This window comes from Clostridium gallinarum (genome assembly GCF_014836325.1).
In the GTDB taxonomy this organism is placed as follows: domain Bacteria; phylum Bacillota; class Clostridia; order Clostridiales; family Clostridiaceae; genus Clostridium; species Clostridium gallinarum.
Genome location: NZ_JACSQZ010000032.1, coordinates 14,536 through 40,145, shown reverse-complemented (window position 1 = coordinate 40,145; position 25,610 = coordinate 14,536). Strand labels below are relative to the sequence as shown.

The following is a 25,610-nucleotide window of genomic DNA, read 5'->3' as shown; positions in this document are numbered from 1 at the left end:
CATATTGGTTAATATATTAAAATATAAATAAAATAATTATTTTTTAAAAGGATTACATAGTTAAATTCGTATTGAAATATATGGACAAAGTGGTATAATAATAGTGTAAATGTGATAATGATTATTATTTGCTAAAAATTTCTATTTATTACAAATCTTTTATTCTGAATATGCTTATGAATAATTATATCAGTATATGATATAATAATAAGGGTAGAATATAGAGATTATAATAAATAGCTTTAAAATAAAGGAGGATACGTAATGAAAAATTATTGCGAAATAGTAGACGTTGTAGCTAGACAAATTCTAGACTCAAGATGTTTCCCAACTGTAGAAGTTGAAGTTTACCTAGAAGATGGTACTGTAGGTAGAGCAGCTGTTCCATCAGGTGCATCAACTGGTATGTATGAAGCAGTTGAATTAAGAGATGGAGATAAGAGCCAATACTTAGGTAAAGGTGTTTTAAAAGCAGTTCAAAACGTAAATGATACAATAGCAGAAGAATTAATAGGATGTAACGTATATGATCAACCATATATCGATAAGTTACTTATAGAATTAGATGGAACTCCAAACAAAGCTAAATTAGGAGCTAACGCTATATTAGGTGTTTCTTTAGCAGTAGCTAATGCAGCAGCTAAATCATTAGATTTACCATTATATCAATATGTTGGTGGAGTAAACGCTAAAGTTTTACCAGTACCAATGATGAACATCATCAATGGTGGATCACATGCTGATAACTCAGTAGATTTACAAGAATTCATGGTAATGCCAGTTGGAGCTAAAACTTTCAGCGATGCTTTACAAATGTGTGCTGAAGTTTACCACACATTAAAGAAAACTTTACACGATAAAGGATATTCAACAGCTATCGGTGATGAAGGTGGTTTCGCACCAAACCTTAAATCAAACGAAGAAGCTATCGAAGTTATTATAGAAGCTATAACTAAAGCTGGATACAAAGCTGGAGAAGACATGTTCATAGCTATAGATGCTGCTTCATCAGAATACTACAAAGATGGAAAGTATGTATTAGAACATGAAGGAAAAACTTTAACTGCAGCTGAAATGGTTGACTTCTTAGAAGACTGGGTTAACAAATACCCAATTATCTCAATCGAAGACGGTATGGCTGAAGAAGACTGGGAAGGTTGGAAGCTATTAACTGAAAGATTAGGTAAGAAAGTTCAATTAGTTGGTGATGATTTATTTGTTACTAACACTGAAAGATTAGAAAGAGGTATTGACTTAGGAGTAGGTAACTCAATCCTAATCAAATTAAACCAAATCGGTACATTAACTGAAACTTTAAATGCTATAGAAATGGCTAACAGAGCTGGATACACAGCAGTTATTTCTCATAGATCAGGAGAAACTGAAGATACTACTATAGCTGATTTAGTTGTAGCTGTTAATGCTGGTCAAATCAAGACTGGTGCTCCTGCAAGATCTGAAAGAGTTGCTAAGTACAACCAATTAATCAGAATTGAAGAAGAATTAGACGATGTAGCTGAATACAGAGGAAGAAAAGCATTCTTCAACATTAAAAAGTAATTAAACTAATGTTTAATGGGACTGTAAGATTTAATCTTGCAGTCCTTATTTGATTATTTAGGGAATTATGTAAATATGTAATTTATTAGTAACTTTTTCAATATAATTACTTGTATTATAGCTTTCTATATGTTAAGATAACCTTATGTAAATACGACCATTTTTATATAGGTTGGGAGGTATATCAATGCTTAAGAATTCATTGTTAGTATTAGAAGCGCTTTTAGGATTAATAGTTATAGTAACTGTTTTATTACAACCAAGTAAGACAGATGCTTTAAGTGGACTTATTCAAGGAAGTAAAACGGAAACATTCTTCTCAAAGAATAAAGCAAGAACTAAAGAATCTATGTTATTAAAATTAACAATTGTTTCAATGGCTCTTTTTGCTGTGAATACATTAGCTTTAAACTTAATATAATATTAAAAAGAGCTACTAATTGTAGCTCTTTTATACTATAAAAGAGTGATATATATGGGGATTTATTCTATACCATATAAATCAATAACTCATTTTAGTATAGAAACAGCAGGACATTTTGATTTAGGTGCAGAGCTAAAAATATGGATTTCAGGAACGGCTTTGCCTATAGAAAAGCAACTTAATAATAGTATTAGTGTGTATGAGTTACAAAAGTATTAGCTGAATACTGTTTAAGATAGATATAATAATTGATTAATCTTTATTAGATAGGGCAGAATATAAAGGAAATATTTACGATATAAAATATAATAACTAAAGAAATTTAAAGGTAGAGGAAGTGATAGGATGGGAATTAAACAAACTTTATTAAGTTTTATGAGAGAAGAAGCATACAGACCTATGGACATACAAGAGCTAGTGGCTGTATTTGATATAAGCCCAGAAGAGTATAAGTCATTTAAAAAGGTTCTTAAGACTATGGAAAGAGAAGGACTAATTGTTAGAACTAAAAAAGAAAAGTTTGGAGTACCTGAAAGACTAGGATTAGTTTCAGGTAAACTTGAAGTTCATCAAAAAGGATTTGGATTTTTAATACCAGACGCGGAAGGTGAAAAAGATGTATTTATACCAAGCTCTTCTATGAATGGAGCTATGAATGGAGATAAAGTTCTAGTTCAAGTTACAAGAGAAGATATTAATGGTAAAAAACGTGAAGGTGAAGTTAGTGAAGTATTAGAAAGATCTAATAAAAAAATAATTGGAGTTTACGAAGATAGTAGAAACTTTGGGTTTGTTGTGCCAGAAGATTCAAGATTAAATCAAGATATATTTATATCTAAAAAAGATAGAAATGGAGCTTCTGAAGGGGATTTAGTTATTTGTGAAATAGTAAAATGGGCAGATAAAAGAAGAAGTCCTGAAGGTATAATTAAAGAAGTTTTAGGTAAAAAGGGCGATAGAGGATTAGATATTCTTACTATTATTAAAAAGTATGGATTACCAGAAGAATTCCCAGATAAGGTCTTAAACTATGCTGAAAACATAGAAGAAGAAATTCCAGAAAAAGAATATGAGAGAAGAGTAGACCTTAGAAATTTAAGAATGGTAACAATAGATGGAGAAGATGCAAAGGACTTAGATGATGCTGTATCTATAGAAAGATTAGATGGTGGCAAATTTAGACTTGGGGTTCATATTGCAGATGTAACTCACTATGTTAAAGAAAAAAATCCTTTAGATAGAGAAGCATTAAAAAGAGGAACTTCAGTTTATTTAATAGATAGAGTTATTCCTATGTTACCTAAAAAATTATCTAATGGAATATGTTCTTTAAACCCTAAAGTAGACAGATTAGCATTAAGCTGTTTTATGGTTATAGATAATAAAGGTAAGGTAATTCAGCATGAAATTCAAGAAACGGTTATAAAAACTAGCGAAAGAATGACATATACTGATGTTACAAAAATACTTGAAAATAATGATGAAGAACTTATAAAGAGATATGATTATTTAGTTGATGATTTTAAAGCAATGGAAGAACTTTGTAATATTCTTCGTGAAAAGAGAATGAGAAGAGGAGCTATTGACTTTAATTTTGAAGAATCAAAAATAATCTTAAATGATTTAGGTAAACCAATAGATATTAAGCCTTATGATAGAGCTATTGCAAATAGAGTAATAGAAGAATTTATGCTTGTTTGTAATGAAACTATAGCAGAGCATATGTATTGGACTAATTTACCTTTTGTATATAGAATACACGAAGAGCCAGATGAAGAAAAATTAGAAAAGTTTAAAGAGTTTGTATATAATTTAGGATATGTAGTTAGATGGGGACAAGAAACTCATCCTAGAGCACTACAAGATATATTAGATAAAGTACAAGGCAAAAAAGAAGAAACAGTAGTAAGCACTTTATTATTACGTTCAATGATGCAAGCAAAATATTCACCAGAATGTGTAGGTCACTTTGGACTTGCAGCTAAATATTATTGCCACTTTACATCACCAATTAGAAGATATCCAGACCTTCAAATTCATAGAATTATAAAAGAACAATTAAATGGAAAAATAGATGAAAAGAGAGCAGCTAAATTATCTGGTATAGTTGAAGTTGCCTCTAAACAATCATCAGAAATGGAAAGATTAGCACAAGAAGCTGAAAGAGAAGTGGATGATTTGAAGAAAGCAGAATATATGCAAGAAAGAATTGGAGAAGAATTCTCAGCAATTATTTCTTCAGTTACATCCTTTGGATTATTTGCAGAGCTTCCAAATACAATAGAAGGTTTAATTCATATTACAGCTTTAGATGATGATTATTATGTTTATGATGAAGCTCATTTATGTTTAATAGGAGAAAGAACTAAAAAGGTTTATAGATTAGGGGATGAAGTTAAGGTAAGATGTACTAGAGTAGATATAGACAATAGGGAAGTATATTTTGATCTAATTGAAGTAGAAACTAAGGAAGAAATAGTGCCAAGTGAAAAGTTAAGTGAAAAAATTCAAGAAGCAAAAGTTCAAATGAATAGTGAGTTAATAGAAGAAGAATAAAAAGATTCGTATTTTGATTCTTTTTTGGTAAACTTATATTATAAATAAAATGTGTGGTGAGATTATGGTAAGAAAGAAAAATAGTAATTCATTAGCAGAAAATAGAAAAGCAAGACATGATTATTTTGTAGAAGAAACTATAGAAGCTGGAATAGCATTAGTTGGAACAGAAGTTAAGTCAATAAGAGCAGGAAAATGTAATTTAAAAGAATCTTATGCAGATGTAGATAATGGAGAAATTGTCATAAAAGGAATGCATATAAGTCCTTATGAGCAAGGAAATATATTTAATGTTGATCCATTAAGAGAAAGAAAGCTTTTACTTCATAAAGAACAAATATCAAGATTTGCAGGGCTTGTGTCACAACAAGGATTTACTTTAATACCATTATCATTATATTTAAAAAATGGTAAAGTTAAAGTTGCACTTGGTTTATGTAGAGGTAAAAAGAATTACGATAAGAGAGATTCTATGTTAGAAAAAGCTCATAAGAGAGATATAGAAAGACAATTGAAAAATTCTAATAGATATTAAATAGAAGGACATATATTATATACATGACTATAAAGAAATGTAATATAATATATGTCCTTTTAACAATAAAAAATACTTTTAACAACCTTTTTTATCTAGAAATAACAAAAAAAATATAATTTTTAATTGTTTGAATTTTTAAAAAATGATAACATATAATTAAAAGAAAAATTGGGGGTAACAAAATGTATAAGATAGTTAAAAAGAAGGAACTTACTGATAATATATTTCTGATGGATATAGAAGCGCCTAGAGTAGCTAAATCAGCTAAGCCAGGTCAATTTATAATTATAAAAAATGATGATAAAGGCGAAAGAATACCTTTAACAATAGCTGATTATAATAAGGATAAGGGAACAGTTTCTATAGTTTTTCAAGCAGTAGGAAGAGGGACAAAAGAATTAGCATCTTTTAATGAAGGTGAATATGTATCAGATTTTGTTGGTCCACTTGGACAACCTAGTGAGTTTATTTATGAAGATATTGAAGAGCTTAAGAAAAAAAATATATTATTTGTAGCAGGAGGCGTAGGGGCAGCACCTGTATATCCACAAGTGAAATGGATGAAGGAAAATGGTATTAATTGCGATGTAATAGTAGGGAGTAGAACTAAGGATTTATTAATATTAGAAGATGAGCTTAAAAATGTTGCTGGTAATTTATATATATCAACTGATGATGGTAGCTATGGATTTAATGGAAGAGTAACAGATTGTTTAACATATTTAGTTAAGGAAAAAGGAAATAAATATGATCATGCAGTAGTAATTGGACCTATGATAATGATGAAATTTATGGCTATGCTTACTAAAGAACTTAATATTAAAACTACAGTAAGTTTAAATCCAATTATGGTTGATGGCACAGGTATGTGTGGTGCATGTAGAGTAACTGTTGGAGGAGATGTTAAATTTGCTTGTGTAGATGGGCCGGAATTTGATGGACATCTTGTAGATTTTGATGAATCTATGAGAAGACAAGCAATGTATAAAACAGAAGAGGGTAGAGAGCAATTAAAGTTAGAAGAAGGGGATACTCACAAAAATGGTGGTTGTGGGTGTAAGGAGGAATAATTATGGCAAGTCAAGTTATAGATAGAATGAAAAGAATACCAATATCTGAACAATCTCCAGAAAAAAGAGCAAAAAACTTTGAGGAAGTATGCCTTGGATATTCTAATGAGGAAGCTGTGAAAGAAGCTAGCAGGTGTTTAGGATGTAAAAATCCTAAATGTGTTGATGGATGTCCAGTATCAATAGATATTCCAAGTTTTATATCTTATATAAAAAATGAAGATTTTGAAAGTGCAGCTAAAGAAGTAGCCAAATATAGTGCTTTACCAGCTGTTTGTGGAAGAGTTTGTCCTCAAGAAAGTCAATGTGAAGGTAGATGTGTTTTAGGAATTAAAGGTGAAGCAGTTTCAATAGGGAAGTTAGAAAGATTTATAGCAGACTGGTCAAGAGTTAATAAAATAGATTTAGCTGAAAGAGAAGAGCTTAAAGGAATAAAGGTTGCTGTAATTGGAAGTGGTCCAGCTGGACTTACTTGTGCAGGTGAACTAGCTAAAAAAGGATATGATGTGACTATATTTGAAGCCTTACATGAGCCAGGTGGTGTTTTAGTATATGGTATTCCAGAATTTAGATTACCGAAGGATGATGTAGTAAGAGCAGAAATTGAAAATATTAAGAAGCTTGGAGTTAAAATAGAAACTAATGTAATAGTAGGTAGAACAATAACTATAGATGAACTTATGGAAGTTGAGAACTTCAAAGCAGTATTTATAGGATCAGGAGCAGGGCTTCCTAAATTCATGGGTATAAATGGAGAAAATGCTAATGGAGTTTTATCTGCAAATGAATTTTTAACTAGAGTTAATTTAATGAAAGCTTTTAAGGAAGAATATCATACTCCAGTTAAGATTGGTAAAAGAGTTGCTGTAGTAGGTGGTGGGAATGTAGCCATGGATGCTGCAAGAACAGCTCTTAGATTGGGATCTGAAACTCATATAGTATATAGAAGAAGTGAGTCAGAACTTCCAGCGAGACTAGAGGAAGTACATCACGCTAAAGAAGAAGGTGTAATATTTGATGTATTAACTAACCCAACAGAAATTTTAGTAGATGAAAATGGTTGGGTAAAAGGAATGAAATGTGTTGAAATGGAACTAGGTGAACCAGATGAATCAGGTAGAAGAAAGCCTGTAGTTAAAGAAGGATCAGAATATATTATGGATGTAGATACAGTAATAATGTCACTTGGAACTTCGCCAAATCCATTAATTTCATCAACTACAAAGGGATTAGAAATTAATAAATGGAAATGTATAATTGCAGATGAAAGTGGTCTTACAACAAAAGAAGGTGTTTATGCAGGTGGAGATGCTGTTACAGGAGCAGCAACAGTTATATTAGCTATGGGAGCAGGAAAAAAAGCAGCAGAATCAATTGATGAATATTTAAGTAAATAAATAGTTTAAGGGTATTCTAACTAGAATTAAAAATATAGTTAGGATACCCTATATTTTATAGTTTTTTATATATAATAGTATATATTTTTTATAAAATAAGTTAAAAGATAATAGTTTCAAGATGAAAATATTAAAATTTTGTAAACGATGAAAATATTAAAATTTTGTAAACATTGTATACTTTTTTTAGCAAATATAGGATGTTTTATAGTATAATTTTTGGTAGAATATTTATGAATATTAATGTAGTTAATAGTAAAATATAGTTTTTGTTTTTATAAATATATATTTTTAGAATATTCATCATTATGTATTTAATAACTATAAGAAAGCGAGGATTTCCTATGTATTTATCCAAATTTACTGATTATTCTTTTAGAGCCTTAGTATACTTAGCAGAAAATAAAGATAAACTTTGTACTGTGGAAGAATTAGCTAAGAAGTTAGAAATATCAGAACATCATTTAAAAAAAATAATTCATAAATTAGCTAAAACAGATCTAATTATTTCTATGAAAGGGAGAACAGGGGGCTTAAAACTTGGTTTAGATCCTAACGAAATAAACCTTGGGGAAGTAGTAAAAATTACTGAAGATAACTTAAATATAGCTCAATGCTTTAGCAAAGATAATTGTTGTCCTTACATATCTTCTGAATGTAAATTAAAAGGAATAATGAAAGATTCATTAGATGCTTTTCTTCATGAATTTTCAAAATATACATTAAAAGATATACTTTAGGAATTAAAAATTAAGAATTAAAAATGAATAATTAAGGAAAAAACTACCTTGAGTAGTTTTAATAATAAAAATTTAATTGTTTGATGATATATTTTATATTAATAAGTTATTTGTAATAGCTGTTTTTAAAGGAGAAAAAGTATAAAAAGTTTACTGTTGTTAGTAAATTTTTATACTTTTCTTTTTGATTTTTAAGTGAATTATATAAGTATGTAATTTGATAAGTAAAGTTTTTTGTTTCAATTTATTATAGATAATATATAAAAATTAGTGTCAGTTCCTCCAAATCCTAAATCAAAGGGGGCTTTATAAGTATTTATAGAATTTGTATTAATTAGGGGATAGTTATTACTGTCAAAGCCTGTAATGATTCCTATTCCATCTATATGGCTATTGGTTTTAAAAATAATTAAATCGCCCATGGCAATTTTTATATTGGTTAAATTCTCTAAATCTCCAGAATAAACTAATTTTCCTTTATTAGATTTTAATAAATAATCTAATAAATCTTCGTTTTTAATCCAAGAAGAGCTGGCTTTTACTTTGTTAGATTTTGTGATTATATAAGACCAATCCTTATCCTGCTTTAGTCCACCACCTTCATTTTTATCTGAAAGACATTGAGAAATAAAATTAGCAGAATTTTCATCACCAGAAACATACATAGAGTAATTCATATTATTTTCATCAATTGAAGCAAAGGAAATTCCAGAGTATTTATTTGCATAGTTAACAGCTTTTAGTCTATTGTAGTTTTCACTACTAATAGGATTATCTTCAATATTAAAATTAAAAATCTTAATTCTATTTTTGGGTGTTGGAATATTTTTCTCAGTTAAATTAAAATCATATTTATTTAAGCCACTTTTAAAATAATCTTCATAATAATCTTTATTTATAACAAAGGATGTATTATTATTTTTTAACTCTAAATTATGTACTAGTTGTATTGCAAAAGTATTTGATTCTTCTGGATTATCATTATAAAAATAATCAATTTTATATTCTTCTAGAAGTATTAAACTATATAAGCCATCTTTTATTTTTAAATCTTTAAGGGTTAAATTTGATTCTATATTTTTAAAAGTAATATTTCTTTCACTTGCCCAATCTCTTAAATAAGCAATTCTTTTAAATTCATGTTTTAAGGAATAAGCACTAAAGGTTTGATTTATATCATAAAAATTATAAAGCTCTTCAACATTACCACTTATAAAAGATTGGTTTCTGATAGAAAACACATTCTGTATAAAATTAATTATAGTTTCCTCTATATTATCATTATTATCAGTTATGAATGTACCAACTTTAGCTACTGCATTGTTAGAGTATTTATTTTCATAAGTTGTCATAAAAAAATTAGAGGGAATAAAATTAGAATTTTTAGTAGTAGATAAAAAATAAATGAAGTTAGTAAAAATAAAAATATAAGTAAAAAATCTTAATATTAAAGATAAAACTATCTTCTTCATAAAACTCCTCCTTAAGTATTTTTTTACATTGTATCTTTAATGAATATAGTATTAGTATGTACAGTAATTTATGAAAAATTCTCCTAAAATTAGTAGGGATAGTACAAATTATGTTATAATTACATTTAATAAAATTAAAATACATGAGATATAAATAGGAGAAATAATAATATGATTAATATAGGTATTGTAGGAACTAATTTTATTACAGATAGATTAATTGAAGGAGCAAAGCTAGTTAGTGATGCTAAAATATCTGCTGTATATTCAAGGTCTGAGGAAAAAGGAAAAGAGTTTGCTGAAAAGCATAACATAGAGTATGTATTTACGAGTTTAGAAGAAATGGCAAAAAGTGATGTAATTGATGCTGTATATATTGCATCTCCCAACTCTTTACATGCTAGCCAAGCTATTTTATTTCTAAATAATAAGAAACATGTTTTAGGTGAAAAGGCTTTTGCATCAAATACTAAAGAAGTAGATGAAATGATAAAAGCTGCTAAAGAAAATAATGTAGTATTAATGGAAGCTATGAAATCTACTTTATTACCTAATTTTAAGGTTGTAAAAGACAATCTTTATAAGATAGGAAAGGTTAGAAAATATTTTGCAAGCTATTGTCAGTATTCTTCAAGATACGATAAATACAAGGCTGGAGAGGTTTTAAATGCTTTTAAAAATGAATTATCTAATGGAGCACTTATGGATATAGGAGTTTATTGTATAGCTCCTATGGTTAATTTATTTGGAAAGCCAAAAACTATAAAAGCTAATGGAATTATGCTAAAAACAGGAGTAGATGGGGAAGGTAGTGTGTTATTTGGATATGATGATATGGAAGCTGCAGTTATCTACTCGAAAATAAGTAATTCATATCTTCCATCAGAAATACAAGGAGAAGAAGGAAGTATAATAATTGATAGAATTAATACCTTTGATAGAATTAAAATAATTTATAGAGATGGAAGAGAAGAGGATTTATCTTTAGAACATGAAGAAGCTAATATGTGCTATGAAGTTCAAGAGTTTGTAAATTTAATTAAAAGTGATGAAAAGGAATCAAAAGTAAATTCACTAAAAAACTCAAGAGATGTTATAGAAGTAATAGAAGAGGCAAGAAAGCAAATAGGAGTAATTTATCCAGCAGACAGAAACAATGGATAATTGATAATGCATAATGGATAATTTAGGAGATAATTCAGGCGAGCTGAATTATTTTAATAGAAATACAGTAAGAAATTATTAAAAAAGCACATTGAAATTTTTATCAATGTGCTTTTGAAATTTACAATTATAATAAATTTATTATGTATTTTAAGTTTAATTGTAATAAAGTATATAGTAAGTTATTAATCTATTGAGCTAGATAAAGTTCATCTTTTTCTGTTTTATCTCTATTATCAAATGGATTGTCAATTAAAGCTCTAACAAAAAGTCTTGGATAGTTTTTATTTAAATAATTCATATATTCACACCATTCAAGAGTTAAGTATTTATATGCTACAGACATATCACTTGCTAAGTGTTGTAACTCAAATGGTTGTATTTTATCAGAATATCTAGATTCTATTTCTTCTTTTACATGTAATAAAGCCATAAGCATTTCTGTAAATTTTTCATGCTCATGAATATTTTCATTCATTATTAAATTCATTAAGAAATCTCTATTTTGTGATAATGTATTTTTTATCTTATATATATCAATTTTATTTATATTAAAATCAAATTTATGATTTTCTACTTTGTTTTTAAGATTCTTACAAAAAGTATCATTCCAGCTTTTTGCACAGATATTTGAATTTATAAGTTCTACTAAGTTATCATCACCTTTAACAAATTCAGAAAGTAGATTTCTTCCTATTTCAGTATAGAATAAACCAATCATCATGTTAAGTTTTTCTATAAAATGATTCTTCTCTCTTTTTTCAAGTAATCTATCAATAATAAGAGTTGTAAAAAATACTTCCATTGGAATAAAGGCTATGTCTGCAAATAAAAATATTAATGTGTGATGTGCATCTTTAAATATTAAGTAATGTGCATAATGTAATATTAAGGATAATAATACAAGGCCAATACCTATAATAACAGTTTCTTTAGTTTTTTTGTTCAATTTTCAAGCTCCCTTCATTTGTAATAAATAATAATTTTAATTAAATAAATTGAAAATAAAAATTTTTATTTGAAAAACTATATAAATATCATTGATTTAAAAATACTACTTTAGAATTATAGCATAAATTTTGTGTAAATATAGATTAATTAATATAAATTTAAGTTATACAAAAACACAAATAAATATGTTTAAAATTTAAAAATATAAAAAGTTTTATAGGAATAAAAAAAATATATAATTAGAAAAGAAAATCATGGTGAAAATGAAAGTTTTAAGCTTATTGACAGAAAAAAAATTATAATATATAATTACAACACGGAATGAAAATTAAATATTCGCGTTAAACTAATTTTTAACCTGGGGGCGTTTTGGCTTCGACGGGGGTAAGATGGGTTTGATAAGCGAGCCGAGGCAAGCATGTCACCTCGATAATAAAGTATGCATTAAAGATAAACGCAGAAGACAATTTTGCATTAGCAGCTTAATATAGCCGCTCATCAGCCCAGGGTGCCCACGCTCTGGATCACTGGTGTCATAAAAGTGGGAAACGAAGTTTAGCAAAGCTTTGAGCTAAAGGGGTATTTATGAAGCTAGGGAATTAGGAGTTTGTTTGTGAGCGAACTAAGGACCGAAATTTTAGTCACAAACTACGCTCGTAGAAAGTCAGATTGGTCTGCTTTCGGACAGGGGTTCGATACCCCTCGCCTCCACCATTGATATGTACGAAGATAAGGTCAATTTCAACCTTATCTTCGTATATTATAACAGAGTCTACATAGGTGTTGATGATATGTTTTAAATCATCAGCACTTTTACTTTTTAAAATTAAAGAATCCTTTAGTAAATATTCTCTTATCAATTTTTCATCTAAGATGCTATTATTAAGCTTATATTCAAGTTCTGTTTTTAAAATAGATAAATTAGATTTTTCACTTTCTAAAGTATCGAGTTTTGTTTTTATTGATGGATGGTTTAATCCATTAGCAATAGCAATAACTAGATTATCAATTTCTTTATCTATAGATTTAATATCTCTTTCAATATTCTTAAGGTTAGAAGTATTGTTTTTAAGTGATTTATTATAAGTTTTAGTCAATTCTTTAGTCAATTTATTTATTGAGCTATCTGAAAAGAAATGTTTAGTTAGATTATTTAAAACTATTTCATCTACATAATCTCTATTAATAGGTTTCATTTTACAATCTTTATATCTATATCTTCTACCACATCTATAAGTAGAATACTTATTTTTATTTCTACCACATTTACTAGTATGGCCAATCATTGCAGATCCACAAATGCCACATTTAATTTTACCTGAAAGTATATATGTCTCTTTTGCCTTATTAGATGCATTTCTTTTATTGTTTTGAAGTCTCTCTTGAACTTTATTGTAGGTTTCATCACTAACAATGCGTGGCATACCATCTTTAATTCTAATTATTTCTTCTTCTGGCTTAGTTATGTGTGAGTTTCTTTTACCATTTATCTTTTTAGGTGTCTTATTAAAAACATAAAGTCCAGTATACTTTTCATTTCTAAGTATCTCAGCGATACTATTAGTACTAAATGAATTACCAATCTTAGTTTTATATCCTAGAGAATTAAGCTCCCTAACTATAGATATATAACCTGAACCATTAGCATATAACTCAAATATAAGACGGACTGACTGAGCTTCTTCTTTATTAATAATGTATTTTTTAGTTAATGGATTAACATCATATCCTAAAGGTGGCTTACCACCGGTATGCATACATTTGTAAGCATTCTCTTTCATACCCTTCATAGTTTCTCTAGCAAGGTTCTTAGAGTAATATTCAGCCATACTCTCAATTACAGATTCTAATATACAACTTTCTGGACTATCATCTAATCTTTCTAAAACTGAAATTACAGATACATTGTTGTTTTTTAATATTCTCTTGTAATGAACACTGTCATACTTATCTCTCGAAAATCTGTCTAGTTTGTGAACTATCACATAATCGAAAATATTTAAACTACTATCATTAATCATATTTTTAAAATTAGGTCTATTATCAGTTGTAGCTGATCTTGCTTCATCAATATAAGTTTTTACTATTGAATATCCACAATTATCACAGTATTCTTTAATGGCTCTTATCTGTGCATCTATGGATTCCTCTCTTTGATTATTTGAACTGTAGCGAGCATAAATTGCTACTCTCATCTAAAACACATCCTTTGTTTAATTATTTATTATTCAAAGGTTATTTCCATGGTTATAAATTAAAGTTGGGTTTTACAGTGTGTTATCTTACCAATAATATTGATATCAGATTTTTTATATTCACTATTTAAAAAAGCAAAGGAGTCAAAAGTGGGGTCATCTGAAATAAATGTTATTATGTTATTTACTTTACGATAGCGTCTTATATAACTTATTGAGTTGATGAGCAAAACTACCAAATCATTATTTTCAGCGTAGTTTTGAGGAATAAAATGAACTATACTATTTTCAGTTATACCAGAAGCACTCATACTAGAGTCTTTTGAATAAAGATAATAAGAATTACCAGTAGTATCTAATGCTGCAATATACTCATAATAAGCCAAATAATTATTAATATTTTCATCCATGTTATTACTTGTTATATCATATAAAACTGCAACTTTTTTTGGTGATGAATTAGAGATAATATTATTAAATTCCTTATTTAGATTTGATTTAAAAGCAATTGATGTACTAAATAAGTCTCCACCTTCTGAAAAATTTTCTAAAGTTGAATTTAAATGCTCTTCATAAGTTGTGTATCCTGCTGCAACAAGCAAATCACCTTCTGTAATATTATTTCTAGCTACAGAAGCCATTTTAGATATTGCCTCAGGGGATGGAGGAGTATCTAATTTGCAGTTTATAAATTTGGAGATATAAGGCCTAGCTAATTTACACTCATTAGAAAACTCTGTAATTGTTCTATTACTACCTATTGTATTTTTAAGTAGTTCACTAAATCTTTTTTTATCGAATTTATTCATAAATCCTCCTTAGTTACGAAAAATATATTTTTGTAATTTACTTTACAAGAAATACAATACTATGGTATTATCTCTTTTGTCAAGATACAAAAAATATAAAATTGTTATCTAAATTACAGAATGTCATTTTCGACAACAGATAAAATATATATAAGCAAAGGAGAAGGGGTATGGAGAGTAAAATTATAAAATGCACATTTGATAGAAAAACTGGAGTGTTATTAAATGAGGAAGTTTATAGAGCGGAGAATAGAAGTATTTATATAGATCCGGTTATAAATATATTGTTAAAAGGATTAATTGAATACATTAACAATAAAAAAGAAGAGGAAAGGGTATAATATATGGAATTTAGTGTAACTTTTTTTATGTATTAGTTAGCTTAACCCTTTTAAATAAAGGGTTAAGCATATATTGTAGGAGTGAGAAATGAGTAAAGATAAAGTTGATATATCTATACAAACTACTTTTAAAGCTATAAATAAAAACATAAATTTATGGAATAGAAGAAGAGTTGAGTTAAAGAATACAGATAATAATAAAGTTAATAGTAGAATAGATTATTGGATTAATAAAGATGATATATATATTAAATACTATAACTTTAGTACTTTTAGTGGTAGATTGATTATTAGTTTAAATATGGACAAACTGTTTAAAAAGAATAACTCTGATTTAAGTACAGTTATTGGCTTTAATAATTTAAAAGATTATTTAGAAGATAAACTAGGTGAAATAATAGATTTTACTGAAATAAGTGATATTAAGTCATGGGGAGTTAACAGAGAAGAAACTTTTATAGATATAGTTGTTCCTACTTATATGGCAGAAGCTCTATTTGAAGTATTATTAAAAACAAAAAGTAATAGAAAGAAAATTGATGATGAATATGCCAACAGAGAGACAATATACTATCATAGTGGAGCTAATAGAAAGAAAAGTAAATGCTTATACAAGGTATATGATAAAGTTAAGGAATCCATATATAGAGGAAATAGTATAGAAGTTCCCTGTAACAACACATTAATAAGATTTGAGGCTAAAAATGGAAGAACCAAGATTGTGAGAGTTATAAGAAATATAAGAAAAGATATAATTAATAAAAATAATGCTGCTGATGATGTATTTATTAATATTAATCCAATACTTAATAACTGCATAAAGTTAAAGTTTAATATATATAATGATTATGTTTTAAAAGGATCTCCACATCTAAGATATGATACATTGAATTTATGGAGTATATATGATAATAAATACAAATTTTATAATAATAATGTAGAGTATAGTACAGTTTTAACTAATAATCTTAGTAGTGAGGCTACATTATTAGATACATGTGATATTAGATATCAAGAAAAATCGTTAATTGACTTTATGAAAGATATACAAATGGATAAAGAGAAGTTGACTAGGGAACAATTGTTAGAAAGTATAGATGTAATATTTAATACGAATAAAACTAGAGAAACAGCTAAACAAGTAGTTAGATATTTAAATGGAGAAATAGAAAATCCTCCTATAAATATAAGATCAATAGTGAAATATAAGAAGACAATACTTGAATTTGGAGTACATTACATTTACTCTAAGGTTTACATACCAGCAATAGATATTGATTGCTTTAAACAGTGCATTTTGAGTAATAAAAGATTAGAATTAGTATCATGATTGATCTAAAACTTATTAATAGCTAAATCTATTAAATAGTCATCTAATAGATTTAATAAGTCAGCATAGCATTTTTTTAGTACACTATCATTAATGAGTGTTAAAGATGTAAAGTTCTTAGATGAATAATTAATTTGTAAGTTCATCATAGTATCTAGCCAAGTCCTAATAGATTTGATATTTATAGATATAGAATTAAAGCTAATAAGAAATGTTGAAGAAGATACATCTGATTCTATTAAGTGAATAGATGCAGTAAGTGTAGTATCATTAATATATAGGTTAATAGAATATAAATCATTGCAGAAGGCTATACTTGAAGTACTTGTAGTAACAGTATAGCCTTTTGTTTTTATTAAATTTAATAAAGTATTTTTCATTTTAATCATCCTTTCAAGATTAAGTATTTTAGTTATTCTCTAATACCCCGATAGGGGATTAAAGGTATAAATATAACTAATATAATTCCGAAGGATAGTAAGGAAGTTACATTATCATTATAAGAGTATGTATATTATGCTAGCACAATATTCTTATTTTGAACTCGTTAAAATGGCGAAAACAAATAAAAAAAGCACAAAACACCAACTAATAATATAAAAAAATAATAAAAAAGTAGGTACTTAGGGAGAGAGGGTTAAACTACTGAAAAAATAACCAATAGGGGTGGGGCATTAAACTATTAAATAAGTTTAGATATAAATTAAGTAGGTACTGAGGAATTTTTATTAGATTTTTATGCTATATAGAAAAGTTAAGAAGATAAATTAATAAAATCAGTATTATATAGATCTAAATAGCTTTCATATTGGGAATGGAGAGTTAAACTTTTTTAGTTTAATAGATGTCGAATTTGACATTTAATTTTCAGAGAAAAACATTTAGAATATAAAAACTCTAAGTGCTTTTCGCTAAAAATTTTTAATTGAGTAGATCAATATTAAGAAGCCAGTCATCAATAATATTGATTTTATTAAGTTTTATAAATTTATTGTTAGGTAGAGAGCCGTTTACAAAACTTTTAATTTGGTTTTTTATCCAATTCCTTGAACTGGGCCATTTAACATAAAAATATGTTGAACCATATTTTTCAAATATAACTTTTACTTTATTATAAGAAATATCCCATTGTACATCATTGTAATCCCAATAAAAGTTAATACTATCTAGACGTAACTTTTTCTTTATATCCAAATTACCTTTTTTATAATCACTTCTTATTTTAGTACACCAACTCTTTATATCTTCAGGAAGTCTATCATATGCTGTTATATCATTTGCAATATTGTAATCAATAAGAACCTTAAATTTATTTGTAAAATCAGGATCTTTAAGAAAATAGCTACTTAGATAGTATGTCTTTTTACTTATATTAAAATTATTTATAAGTTGCATTATATAAGTGAAGTCTTTAAGAAATACGCCTTTATTTTTATAATGCAAGCTTTTTTCTTGAGAAATAGTAAATCCTGAATATGAAATAATTATAAAGGGATACCTTTTAAATTTACTTCTTTCATGCTTAGAAACTTCAATATTTATATCTGAAGTATTTAATGGCCTGGATAAATTCTTAGCTTGAATACATTCAATTAATTCATAATTTTGAGTATAAACAAGAAGATCATTTCCGCCATCTTTTACAAGAGGATTAACATAAGCATGCATCGAATTACCATTAATTAAAATAGCTATAAGATGTTCTAAAATTAAACCTTTATGAAGGTGATAAGGATAGTTTATTGATGTACTATTTAATATTATCTCCTTTATTAGTATTATATCTTTCTTGGTAATAGCATTTAATAGTTTTTTTAATAGCTGATAGAATTCTAATTCTTCTTTTAAATTTTGCATTTAAATACCTCCCTAATTATTGTTACTAATATAGTATTGTAAAAAGAAAAAGTATTTATACTATATATTCCTTTAATAAATCGAAAACAATTGTATAATTAGTAAAAAATGTAATAAATGTATATAATCTATTGAAAATGTTCGCTAAAACGAATAGAATATAAGTAGTACATAATTTTAGGAGGTAAATTATGCAAGGTTATATTACAGCAGATGTTGTAGCTAAAAATTGGGGGATTTCTAAAAGAAGAGTACAAGTGCTTTGTTCAGAAGGCAGAGTAGAAGGAGCAGTAAAGCATGGTGGAGTATGGGCAATACCAATTAATGCTATTAAGCCAGAAGCATTAAGACCAGGAAAAAAAGGAGAATAATATGGGGGATGTGATAGGTATTAGAGAAGTTAATGAAATGTTAATACAACAAGAGAATAAAGTAATTATATTATGTACTAACTATAAGAGTATTCAAAGTATATTCAAAGAGTTTAAGAGAATATCGTTAGGAGTTATACTATCAGAAAGACTACTTAGATATCCAATAGAAATTAGAAATTCAATATTAATTCAAGAATTAGATAAACTATTATTAAATACTGATGACAATAAGTTACTGATAAAGGATATTGATATTTTATTCAATCCAGAATATAAGATTGATATATTGAAGTATTTTTATAGTTTAGCAAGAGGAAAGAAAGTGGCTATTGAATGGAATGGAAGTATAAAAAATAATTATCTACAGTACTCAGAAATAGGGTATTTAGATTATAAAAGATATTCAATTAATAAATATGACATTATATGTATTAAGTAAATGGAGGAATATGTAATGAAATATTCAGAGATTATAAACTTTAGTCCTATAGAGACTATCATTCAATTAAAAGAGGCCAGTGATAAAGATAAGGCAAAGAGTTTAGTAGAAAGCTATGTAATGTCAGATCAGATGGCAGAAAAAATAGAAGCAACAATAATAAATGAATTACAGTTTGATGAAGTTGTAGATAATAAAGGTGTATTAATAGTAGGTAATTATGGTACAGGTAAATCTCACTTAATGTCAGTAATATCAGCTATTGCTAATGATAGAATTAATCTGAGTTATTTAAAAAATGAAGGTTTTGCTAAGTCAATGGATCGTATTGCTGGTAAGTTTGAAGTTATAAGAATAGAAATAGGTGCAAGTGAAAACTCTTTAAGAAATATTATAGTTTCAGAATTAGAAAGAGATTTAGATAAAAGAGGAATTATATATAAGTTTCCAGATGCAACAACTATAACAAGTAATAAACCATCTTTACAGGCTATGATGGCAGCTTTTGAGGAACAATATCCTGAGAAAGGATATCTTTTAGTAATAGATGAGTTATTAGATTATTTAAGAACTAGAAAAGAACATGATTTAATGCTAGATTTAGGCTTCTTGAGAGAAGTTGGTGAATTTATAAAGAATTCTAGATTTAGATTAATATGTGGTATACAAGAGCAATTATTTGAAAATCCAGCTTTTTCATTTGTATCAAAGTCATTAAATAGGGTTAAAGATAGATTTGAACAGGTTATTATTAGAAAAGAAGATACAGCCTTTGTAGTAGCGGAGAGAATATTAGGTAAAACACCTGAACAAAAGGCAAAGGTCAGAGAGCATTTGCTACCATATTGTAGTTTATATTCTGAGATGTCTGAAAGGTTAGAGGATTTTGTTGAATTATATCCAATACATCCTTCATATATAGATACATTTAATAAAGTATATATTGCAGAAAAGAGAGAAGTATTAAAAACAATTTCTATAACTGTAAAAAGACTTTTAGATGAAGAGATTCCAGAGGAGGCTCCAGGAATAGTTTCTTTTGATTCGTACTGGAATTTTATAAAAGATAACTATGCAAGGAAATCAGAAGCTGAAATTAAAGAGGTTATGGACAAAAGTGCAGTTTTAGAAGATAAAATAGCACGATCATTTCCAAAGAAGGCATATAAACCAATGGCTCTACAAATTATTAATGCATTGAGTGTTCATAGGTTAACTACAAGTGGAATAGATGTAAGAATAGGATTAACAGCAGAAAATCTAAAAGATGAGCTGTGTTTATTTATAAATAATATGCCTGAAATGGAACCAGAATTTTTGTTATCAATGATACAAACTGTTTTAAAAGATATTATAAGCTTAGTAAGTGGACAATTTATTGAGTTTAATAATGATAATGGTCAGTATTTTCTAGATTTAAAAAAGGATATTGACTATGATGCTAAAATATCACAGAGAGCTGATATGTTAAGTGATGATGACTTAAATAGATATTACTACACAGTTGTTTATGATTGCTTAGAGTGGGATGAAGAGCAATATGTACCTAACTTCCAGATATATGAGTATTTATTAAATTGGGATTCACATAATATATTTAGACGTGGTTATTTGTTTATGGGAGTGCCACAGGGAAGATCAACAGCAGAACCACCAAGAGACTTTTATATAAATATTTTGCCTCCATATGGTGATTCTAAAGTTACAAATGAAAATAATGCAGATGAAGTTATGTTTCAATTTAAAGGAAATGATGTTTTTGATAATGCATTAAGGCTTTATGCAGGAGCTCTATCAATGAAAGAGTTAGCTGGGGATCAAAATACAAAAAGGATATATAGTGATAAAGCACAAAAGTTAAGAAAGATATTATTAAATTGGTTAAATGAAAATAAGAATACAGCATTTAATATAATTTATAAAGGAATATCAAAACAGTTAATGCAGATAACTCATGGTAAAAGTAGAAATGTAAGTAACTTTAAAGATGTGATAGATTTATCGGCATCAATATGTTTAGATGAATACTTTACATCAATTTATCCTAAATTCCCTGTAATGAAGAGTAAAGTAACTCAAAGTAATCAAGCGGATGTAATTCAAAGAGCTATAAAGTGTTTTGCAGGACAAAGAACAATGGATAGCATAGCCTTTTTAGAGAGTTTCAATTTAATAGATAACTCTAAAATATCGGTAGTTAATTCAAAATATGCTATGAACCTAGTTAAACAATTAGAAAAGCTTCCTCCACAAGGAGTTATAAATTATTCAGATATAGTAGTACAAAGATATGATGAGTATTTTGATAAGGAGTTTAATATAAATATAGAATACTTCTCAGTTGTATTATTAGCGCTAGTTTATTGTGGTAAAGCAACATTAACATTGAAAAATGGAGTACAGTTGACAGCGTCTAACTTAGATACTTTACCTAGATTAGGGGTTGTGGATATTTATGAGTTTAAATATCTAGGTAAACCCAAAGAAGGGTCTATAGAAGAGTTAAAAAGATTATTTGAAATATTAGATATATCTACAGGTTTATTAGTAAATGCAACTGAAATGGAAAAGGGATTAGAAAAAGCTTTAGAAAAAACAAAGAAAATTTCAGAAGAAGCCTTAGAATGTAAAAGAATGTTAAATGATAACTTTAAGTTATGGGGGGAAGAGCTTATACAAAGTCATATAACTAATAATTACTTATCTAAAATAGATAAATTGATGAATGAGTTTGTTAATTTCAAAATTAAGTACAATACTGTTGCAAAGTTAAGAAATTTTGCAATGGCTATGGAAGAGTTAAATGAAATTGAAGAAGCAATTAAGTGTATAACAGTAGTAAAATGTTATACTTATTTTAAGAATGAGTGTGGAAGCATTGTTAATTACATTTCAAATATTGAAACATTAAAGCTACCTGAAAAGTTAGCAAAAGATATTGATAATGCAAAAGATATCTTTAGAAAGAAAAGAGATGAGATTAAAGATACTTTAGATACTGAAAGTGCAATATCTGAAGTATTAAGTGAATTAAAAAAGGTTAAGGATAATTATATCGAAATATATTTTAACTTGCATAATAAAGCAAGATTAGGTGTTAATTCTAAAGATAAAAAATCAGCAATTTTAACAGGTAGATTATTAGCGAACTTAAAGAAATTAGCCAGTATAGATTCTATTTTCCAAGTTGGTAAATTAAGAGATATTGAAAAGGAATTATCAAACTTAATAGTATGCTACGAATTAACAAGTATTGAGTTAAAAGATAGTCATATATGTAGTCATTGTAAAATGGATATAAATACATTAGCTATAAGTGCTAGTGATAAGTTAAATTCATTAGAAGTACAGTTAAATAGTTTATATCAAGAATGGACCAATATACTAATAAACTCTTTAGAAGACCCATTAATATTAGATAATAAGAAGTTGTTAACAAAAGGCCAACAGGAAATAATTGATGATGTAATAATAAAGAAGGCACTACCTGAGGTTATTGATACATTCTTTGTTCAAACTTTTAATACTTTATTCTCAGAACTTGACAAGGTAACTATTAATATAGATGAGTTAGAAAGTATGATTTTATCTATGGGACCATGTACCGTTTCAGAGTTGAAGAATAGATTAAATAGTTTTGTTGATAATTTAGCAATAGGAAAAGATATTGAAAAACTAAGAATTATTATGCAGCAAAATGATGTATTTGAAAATATGCTGGTAGCTGAAAATGAAGCAAATGATTATTAATGATTTAGGAGAAATAAGTTATGAAATTAACAAAGCAAGATATAGATAAAATTAGAGAAATAGAGGGTTTTCCAATAGCTCAAGATGAAGATATAATAAAATTATCTAATGCACCATATTATACCGCATGTCCAAATCCTTTTATAGATTTGTTTTTAAAAGATAATGGTAAGCCGTATGATGAAGATACAGATGATTATAAGAGGGTACCATTTGCTGCTGATGTAAGTGAAGGGAAAACAGATCCTTTATATATGGCTCATTCTTATCATACTAAGGTACCTTATAAGGCAATAATGAATTATATTCTACATTATACAGAACCAGGGGATATTGTACTTGATGGATTTGCAGGTTCTGGGATGACTGGTGTTGCAGCACAGATGTGTGGTAATCCTGATATAGATTTTAAACAACAAGTTGAAAGAAAGCTTAAGGGAGTTAAATGGGGGAGTAGAAAAGCTGTTTTAAATGACTTATCACCAGCAGCTACTTTTATAGCATCTAATTATAATATACCAGTAGATGCGTTCGAATTTGAAAAAACAGCTCTTGAAATTATAGATAAATGCTTAAATGAATGTGGATGGATGTATGAAACTTTTCATGTCGATACAGATGGTGAAAAGGTGTGTGGGATAGATGGATATATTAAGGGAAGAATAAATTATACAGTATGGTCGGATGTTTTTATATGTCCTAATTGCGGTGAAGAAATAGTGTTTTGGGATGCTGCGGTAGAGAAAGATATTGGAAAAGTAAATGAAGTTTTTGAATGTAAAAATTGTGGTATCAAGTTAAAGAAAAAAGACTGTGAAAGAGTTAAGACATTAGAATTTGATAAAAATTTAAATGAAAATGTAACTATAGCTAAGCAAGTGCCTGTTATGATAAATTATATTGCTAATGGCAAAAAGTTTGAAAAGAAACCAGATAAAGATGATTTAAGAATTATTAATGAAATTGAAAATATGGAGATTCCATATTGGATACCTACAGATATACTACCGAAAGGTGATAATACTGAACAACCATTACGATCACATGGATTCAGTACAGTAAACCAATTTTATTATAAAAGAAGTTTATATATTTTTTCAAAGATTTTTAATCTAGCAAGAGAAAATGAAAAATTAGGAAGAACAATAATGTTTTTATGTACTTCTATACTAGTAAAAACAGGCTCAAAACTACACAATATAGGTTTTAAAAATGGAAATTTAAATTTAGCAGGAGCAATGCCAAATGTTTTATATGTTCCGAGCACTGTTGCTGAAAGAAACATTATTGATTTACTTTATAGCAAAATAAAAGATATAAAGAAGGTATATGAGAATAAAAAAGAGATTAATAATTGTATAATATCGTGTGGTTCATGTACAAATCTAAATTTATTATCAAATTCGATAGATTATATTTTTACAGATCCTCCATTTGGAAGTAACATCAATTATTCAGAGCTAAGTTTTATTTGGGAGTCATGGTTAAAGGTTAAGACAAATAATAAAAGTGAAGCTATTGTAAATAGGACACAAAATAAAGGTTTATTAGAATATCAAGAACTAATGACAGAATGTTTTAAAGAGTATTATAGGGTTTTAAAACCTAATAGATGGATTACAGTAGAGTTTCACAATTCTAAGAATGCAGTATGGAATTCTATTCAAGAGGCTTTAAATAAAGTTGGATTTGTTATTGCAGATATAAGAGTACTTGATAAGAAACAAGGAACTTTTAAACAAATGACAAGCATAGGATCCGTAAAGCAAGATTTAGTCATATCGGCATATAAGCCTAAAGAAAGCTTCAAGTTAAGAGTTATTAATGAAGCTGGAAGTGAAGATACTGCATGGCACTTTGTACGTCAACATTTAGAAAAATTACCCGTTGTAGTTACTAATGATAACAAAATAGAAGCAGTAAGAGAACGTGAGTCATACCTACTATTTGACAGAATGGTTGCGTATCATATAATGAATGGAATAATGGTTCCTATAGATGCTGCAGATTTTTATAAGGGGCTTGACGAAAGGTTTGTTAGAAGAGATGGAATGTACTTCTTGCATGATCAGGTAAATGAGTATGATAATGCAAGAGTTATGTCAGAATTTCAGCCAATACAATTTAGTTTATTTGTAACTGATGAAAAAAATGCAATTGCATGGTTATATAAAGAATTAGAAACGCCACAAACTTATGGAGAAATACAACCTAAGTTTATTCAAGAGCTTAGAACGTTTAAGCATGAAAAAATGCCAGAGTTAAGTGAATTATTAGAGGAAAACTTTATTCAAAATGAAAATGGTCAATGGTATATACCTGATCCAACTAAATCAGGAGATATAATAAAACTTCGTGAAAAGAGATTGATAAAAGAATTTGAAGAATATTTAAATGGAAAAGGAAAGTTAAAATCATTTAGAACTGAAGCTGTTAGAGCTGGTTTTGCTAAGCTTTGGAAAGATAAAGACTATAAAAATATTGTTAAAGTAGCAGATAGATTACCAGAAAGTGTAATACAAGAAGATGATAAGTTATTAATGTATTATGATATAAGTTTAAGTAGAATAGAATAATTAGTTGATAATGCTACTGTTTCGTAAATGTGTAACAGTAGCATTATTATATAAAATTTATATGATA

The 25,610-nt window shown here is 27.6% G+C and carries 20 protein-coding genes, 1 other RNA gene and 2 pseudogenes; 17 read left to right on the top strand and 6 right to left on the bottom strand.

Annotated elements, in window-relative coordinates; genetic code table 11:
- The first annotated feature begins 264 nt into the window (after nucleotides 1-264).
- The 8 genes and pseudogenes from eno (at nucleotide 265) to H9660_RS09760 (ending at nucleotide 8,285) form a co-directional block, all read left to right on the top strand.
- Nucleotides 265-1,560: a phosphopyruvate hydratase gene (gene eno / locus H9660_RS09795; RefSeq protein WP_191750198.1), complete on the top strand. Its 1,296-nt coding sequence runs from the start codon at nucleotides 265-267 to the stop codon at nucleotides 1,558-1,560.
- 187 nt (nucleotides 1,561-1,747) lie between these two features.
- Nucleotides 1,748-1,981: a preprotein translocase subunit SecG gene (gene secG, locus H9660_RS09790; RefSeq protein WP_191750197.1), complete on the top strand. Its 234-nt coding sequence runs from the start codon at nucleotides 1,748-1,750 to the stop codon at nucleotides 1,979-1,981.
- Between the two features lie 63 nt (nucleotides 1,982-2,044).
- A pseudogene (locus tag H9660_RS09785) lies at nucleotides 2,045-2,223 on the top strand (PH domain-containing protein); the annotation flags it as partial.
- A 106-nt stretch (nucleotides 2,224-2,329) separates the two neighbouring features.
- A complete protein-coding gene (gene rnr, locus H9660_RS09780; RefSeq protein ID WP_191750196.1) occupies nucleotides 2,330-4,540 on the top strand; it encodes a ribonuclease R in 2,211 nt (736 codons plus the stop codon).
- A 64-nt stretch (nucleotides 4,541-4,604) separates the two neighbouring features.
- The gene (smpB, locus tag H9660_RS09775) at nucleotides 4,605-5,075 is read left to right on the top strand and encodes an SsrA-binding protein SmpB (RefSeq protein WP_191750195.1); all 471 of its coding nucleotides are present in this window, start codon (nucleotides 4,605-4,607) and stop codon (nucleotides 5,073-5,075) included.
- A gap of 185 nt (nucleotides 5,076-5,260) precedes the next feature.
- On the top strand, nucleotides 5,261-6,148 hold the full coding sequence (locus H9660_RS09770) for a sulfide/dihydroorotate dehydrogenase-like FAD/NAD-binding protein (protein ID WP_191750194.1): 888 nt from the start codon (nucleotides 5,261-5,263) through the stop codon (nucleotides 6,146-6,148).
- A gap of 2 nt (nucleotides 6,149-6,150) precedes the next feature.
- Nucleotides 6,151-7,545 (top strand): NADPH-dependent glutamate synthase, encoded by a 1,395-nt coding sequence (gltA, locus tag H9660_RS09765; RefSeq protein WP_191750193.1) that lies wholly within the window; start codon nucleotides 6,151-6,153, stop codon nucleotides 7,543-7,545.
- A gap of 344 nt (nucleotides 7,546-7,889) precedes the next feature.
- Entirely contained in the window at nucleotides 7,890-8,285 is a 396-nt protein-coding gene (locus tag H9660_RS09760; RefSeq protein ID WP_191750192.1) for an RrF2 family transcriptional regulator, read from the top strand.
- 239 nt (nucleotides 8,286-8,524) lie between these two features.
- On the opposite strand, the gene H9660_RS09755 is transcribed toward H9660_RS09760, so the two are convergent.
- On the bottom strand, nucleotides 8,525-9,757 hold the full coding sequence (locus H9660_RS09755; RefSeq protein ID WP_191750191.1) for an amidase domain-containing protein: 1,233 nt from the start codon (nucleotides 9,755-9,757) through the stop codon (nucleotides 8,525-8,527).
- A gap of 171 nt (nucleotides 9,758-9,928) precedes the next feature.
- Between H9660_RS09755 and H9660_RS09750 the strand changes: the two genes are divergently transcribed.
- Nucleotides 9,929-10,921 carry a Gfo/Idh/MocA family protein gene (locus H9660_RS09750; RefSeq protein WP_191750190.1) on the top strand — a complete coding sequence of 331 codons (993 nt, stop codon included), beginning with the start codon at nucleotides 9,929-9,931 and terminating at the stop codon, nucleotides 10,919-10,921.
- A gap of 190 nt (nucleotides 10,922-11,111) precedes the next feature.
- On the opposite strand, the gene H9660_RS09745 is transcribed toward H9660_RS09750, so the two are convergent.
- On the bottom strand, nucleotides 11,112-11,870 hold the full coding sequence (locus tag H9660_RS09745) for a hypothetical protein (protein ID WP_191750189.1): 759 nt from the start codon (nucleotides 11,868-11,870) through the stop codon (nucleotides 11,112-11,114).
- A gap of 362 nt (nucleotides 11,871-12,232) precedes the next feature.
- Here H9660_RS09745 and ssrA point away from each other — a divergent pair.
- Nucleotides 12,233-12,586, top strand: a transfer-messenger RNA (tmRNA) gene (ssrA, locus tag H9660_RS09740).
- Between the two features lie 72 nt (nucleotides 12,587-12,658).
- The gene (locus tag H9660_RS16315; protein ID WP_243190641.1) at nucleotides 12,659-12,958 is read left to right on the top strand and encodes a hypothetical protein; all 300 of its coding nucleotides are present in this window, start codon (nucleotides 12,659-12,661) and stop codon (nucleotides 12,956-12,958) included.
- A 71-nt stretch (nucleotides 12,959-13,029) separates the two neighbouring features.
- Here the strand turns inward: H9660_RS16315 and H9660_RS09735 are convergent.
- Nucleotides 13,030-14,067, bottom strand: a pseudogene (locus tag H9660_RS09735) (recombinase family protein); the annotation flags it as partial.
- Between the two features lie 59 nt (nucleotides 14,068-14,126).
- Entirely contained in the window at nucleotides 14,127-14,876 is a 750-nt protein-coding gene (locus H9660_RS09730) for a S24 family peptidase (RefSeq protein WP_191750188.1), read from the bottom strand.
- A 170-nt stretch (nucleotides 14,877-15,046) separates the two neighbouring features.
- Between H9660_RS09730 and H9660_RS09725 the strand changes: the two genes are divergently transcribed.
- Together H9660_RS09725 and H9660_RS09720 are read left to right on the top strand one after the other, a co-directional pair.
- The gene (locus H9660_RS09725) at nucleotides 15,047-15,217 is read left to right on the top strand and encodes a hypothetical protein (protein WP_191750187.1); all 171 of its coding nucleotides are present in this window, start codon (nucleotides 15,047-15,049) and stop codon (nucleotides 15,215-15,217) included.
- An 88-nt stretch (nucleotides 15,218-15,305) separates the two neighbouring features.
- A complete protein-coding gene (locus H9660_RS09720) occupies nucleotides 15,306-16,547 on the top strand; it encodes a hypothetical protein (protein WP_191750186.1) in 1,242 nt (413 codons plus the stop codon).
- Nucleotides 16,548-16,552: 5 nt separating this feature from the next.
- Here the strand turns inward: H9660_RS09720 and H9660_RS09715 are convergent, their stop codons facing one another.
- Nucleotides 16,553-16,927, bottom strand: coding sequence for a hypothetical protein (locus H9660_RS09715; protein WP_191750185.1), 375 nt, complete (start codon nucleotides 16,925-16,927; stop codon nucleotides 16,553-16,555).
- A gap of 541 nt (nucleotides 16,928-17,468) precedes the next feature.
- Nucleotides 17,469-18,404, bottom strand: a complete 936-nt coding sequence (locus H9660_RS09710) for a hypothetical protein (protein ID WP_191750184.1) — start codon at nucleotides 18,402-18,404, stop codon at nucleotides 17,469-17,471.
- A gap of 191 nt (nucleotides 18,405-18,595) precedes the next feature.
- Between H9660_RS09710 and H9660_RS09705 the strand changes: the two genes are divergently transcribed.
- The 4 genes from H9660_RS09705 to H9660_RS09690 are packed head-to-tail and all read left to right on the top strand — an operon-like array spanning nucleotide 18,596 to nucleotide 25,543.
- Nucleotides 18,596-18,775: a DNA-binding protein gene (locus H9660_RS09705; RefSeq protein ID WP_191750183.1), complete on the top strand. Its 180-nt coding sequence runs from the start codon at nucleotides 18,596-18,598 to the stop codon at nucleotides 18,773-18,775.
- Between the two features lies 1 nt (nucleotide 18,776).
- Complete coding sequence (gene brxF, locus H9660_RS09700; protein WP_191750182.1) at nucleotides 18,777-19,217, top strand: BREX-3 system P-loop-containing protein BrxF; 441 nt, start codon at nucleotides 18,777-18,779, stop codon at nucleotides 19,215-19,217.
- Nucleotides 19,218-19,232: 15 nt separating this feature from the next.
- On the top strand, nucleotides 19,233-22,967 hold the full coding sequence (locus H9660_RS09695; RefSeq protein WP_191750181.1) for a DUF6079 family protein: 3,735 nt from the start codon (nucleotides 19,233-19,235) through the stop codon (nucleotides 22,965-22,967).
- Nucleotides 22,968-22,987: 20 nt separating this feature from the next.
- Complete coding sequence (locus H9660_RS09690; RefSeq protein ID WP_191750180.1) at nucleotides 22,988-25,543, top strand: DNA methyltransferase; 2,556 nt, start codon at nucleotides 22,988-22,990, stop codon at nucleotides 25,541-25,543.
- Nucleotides 25,544-25,610 lie beyond the last annotated feature (67 nt).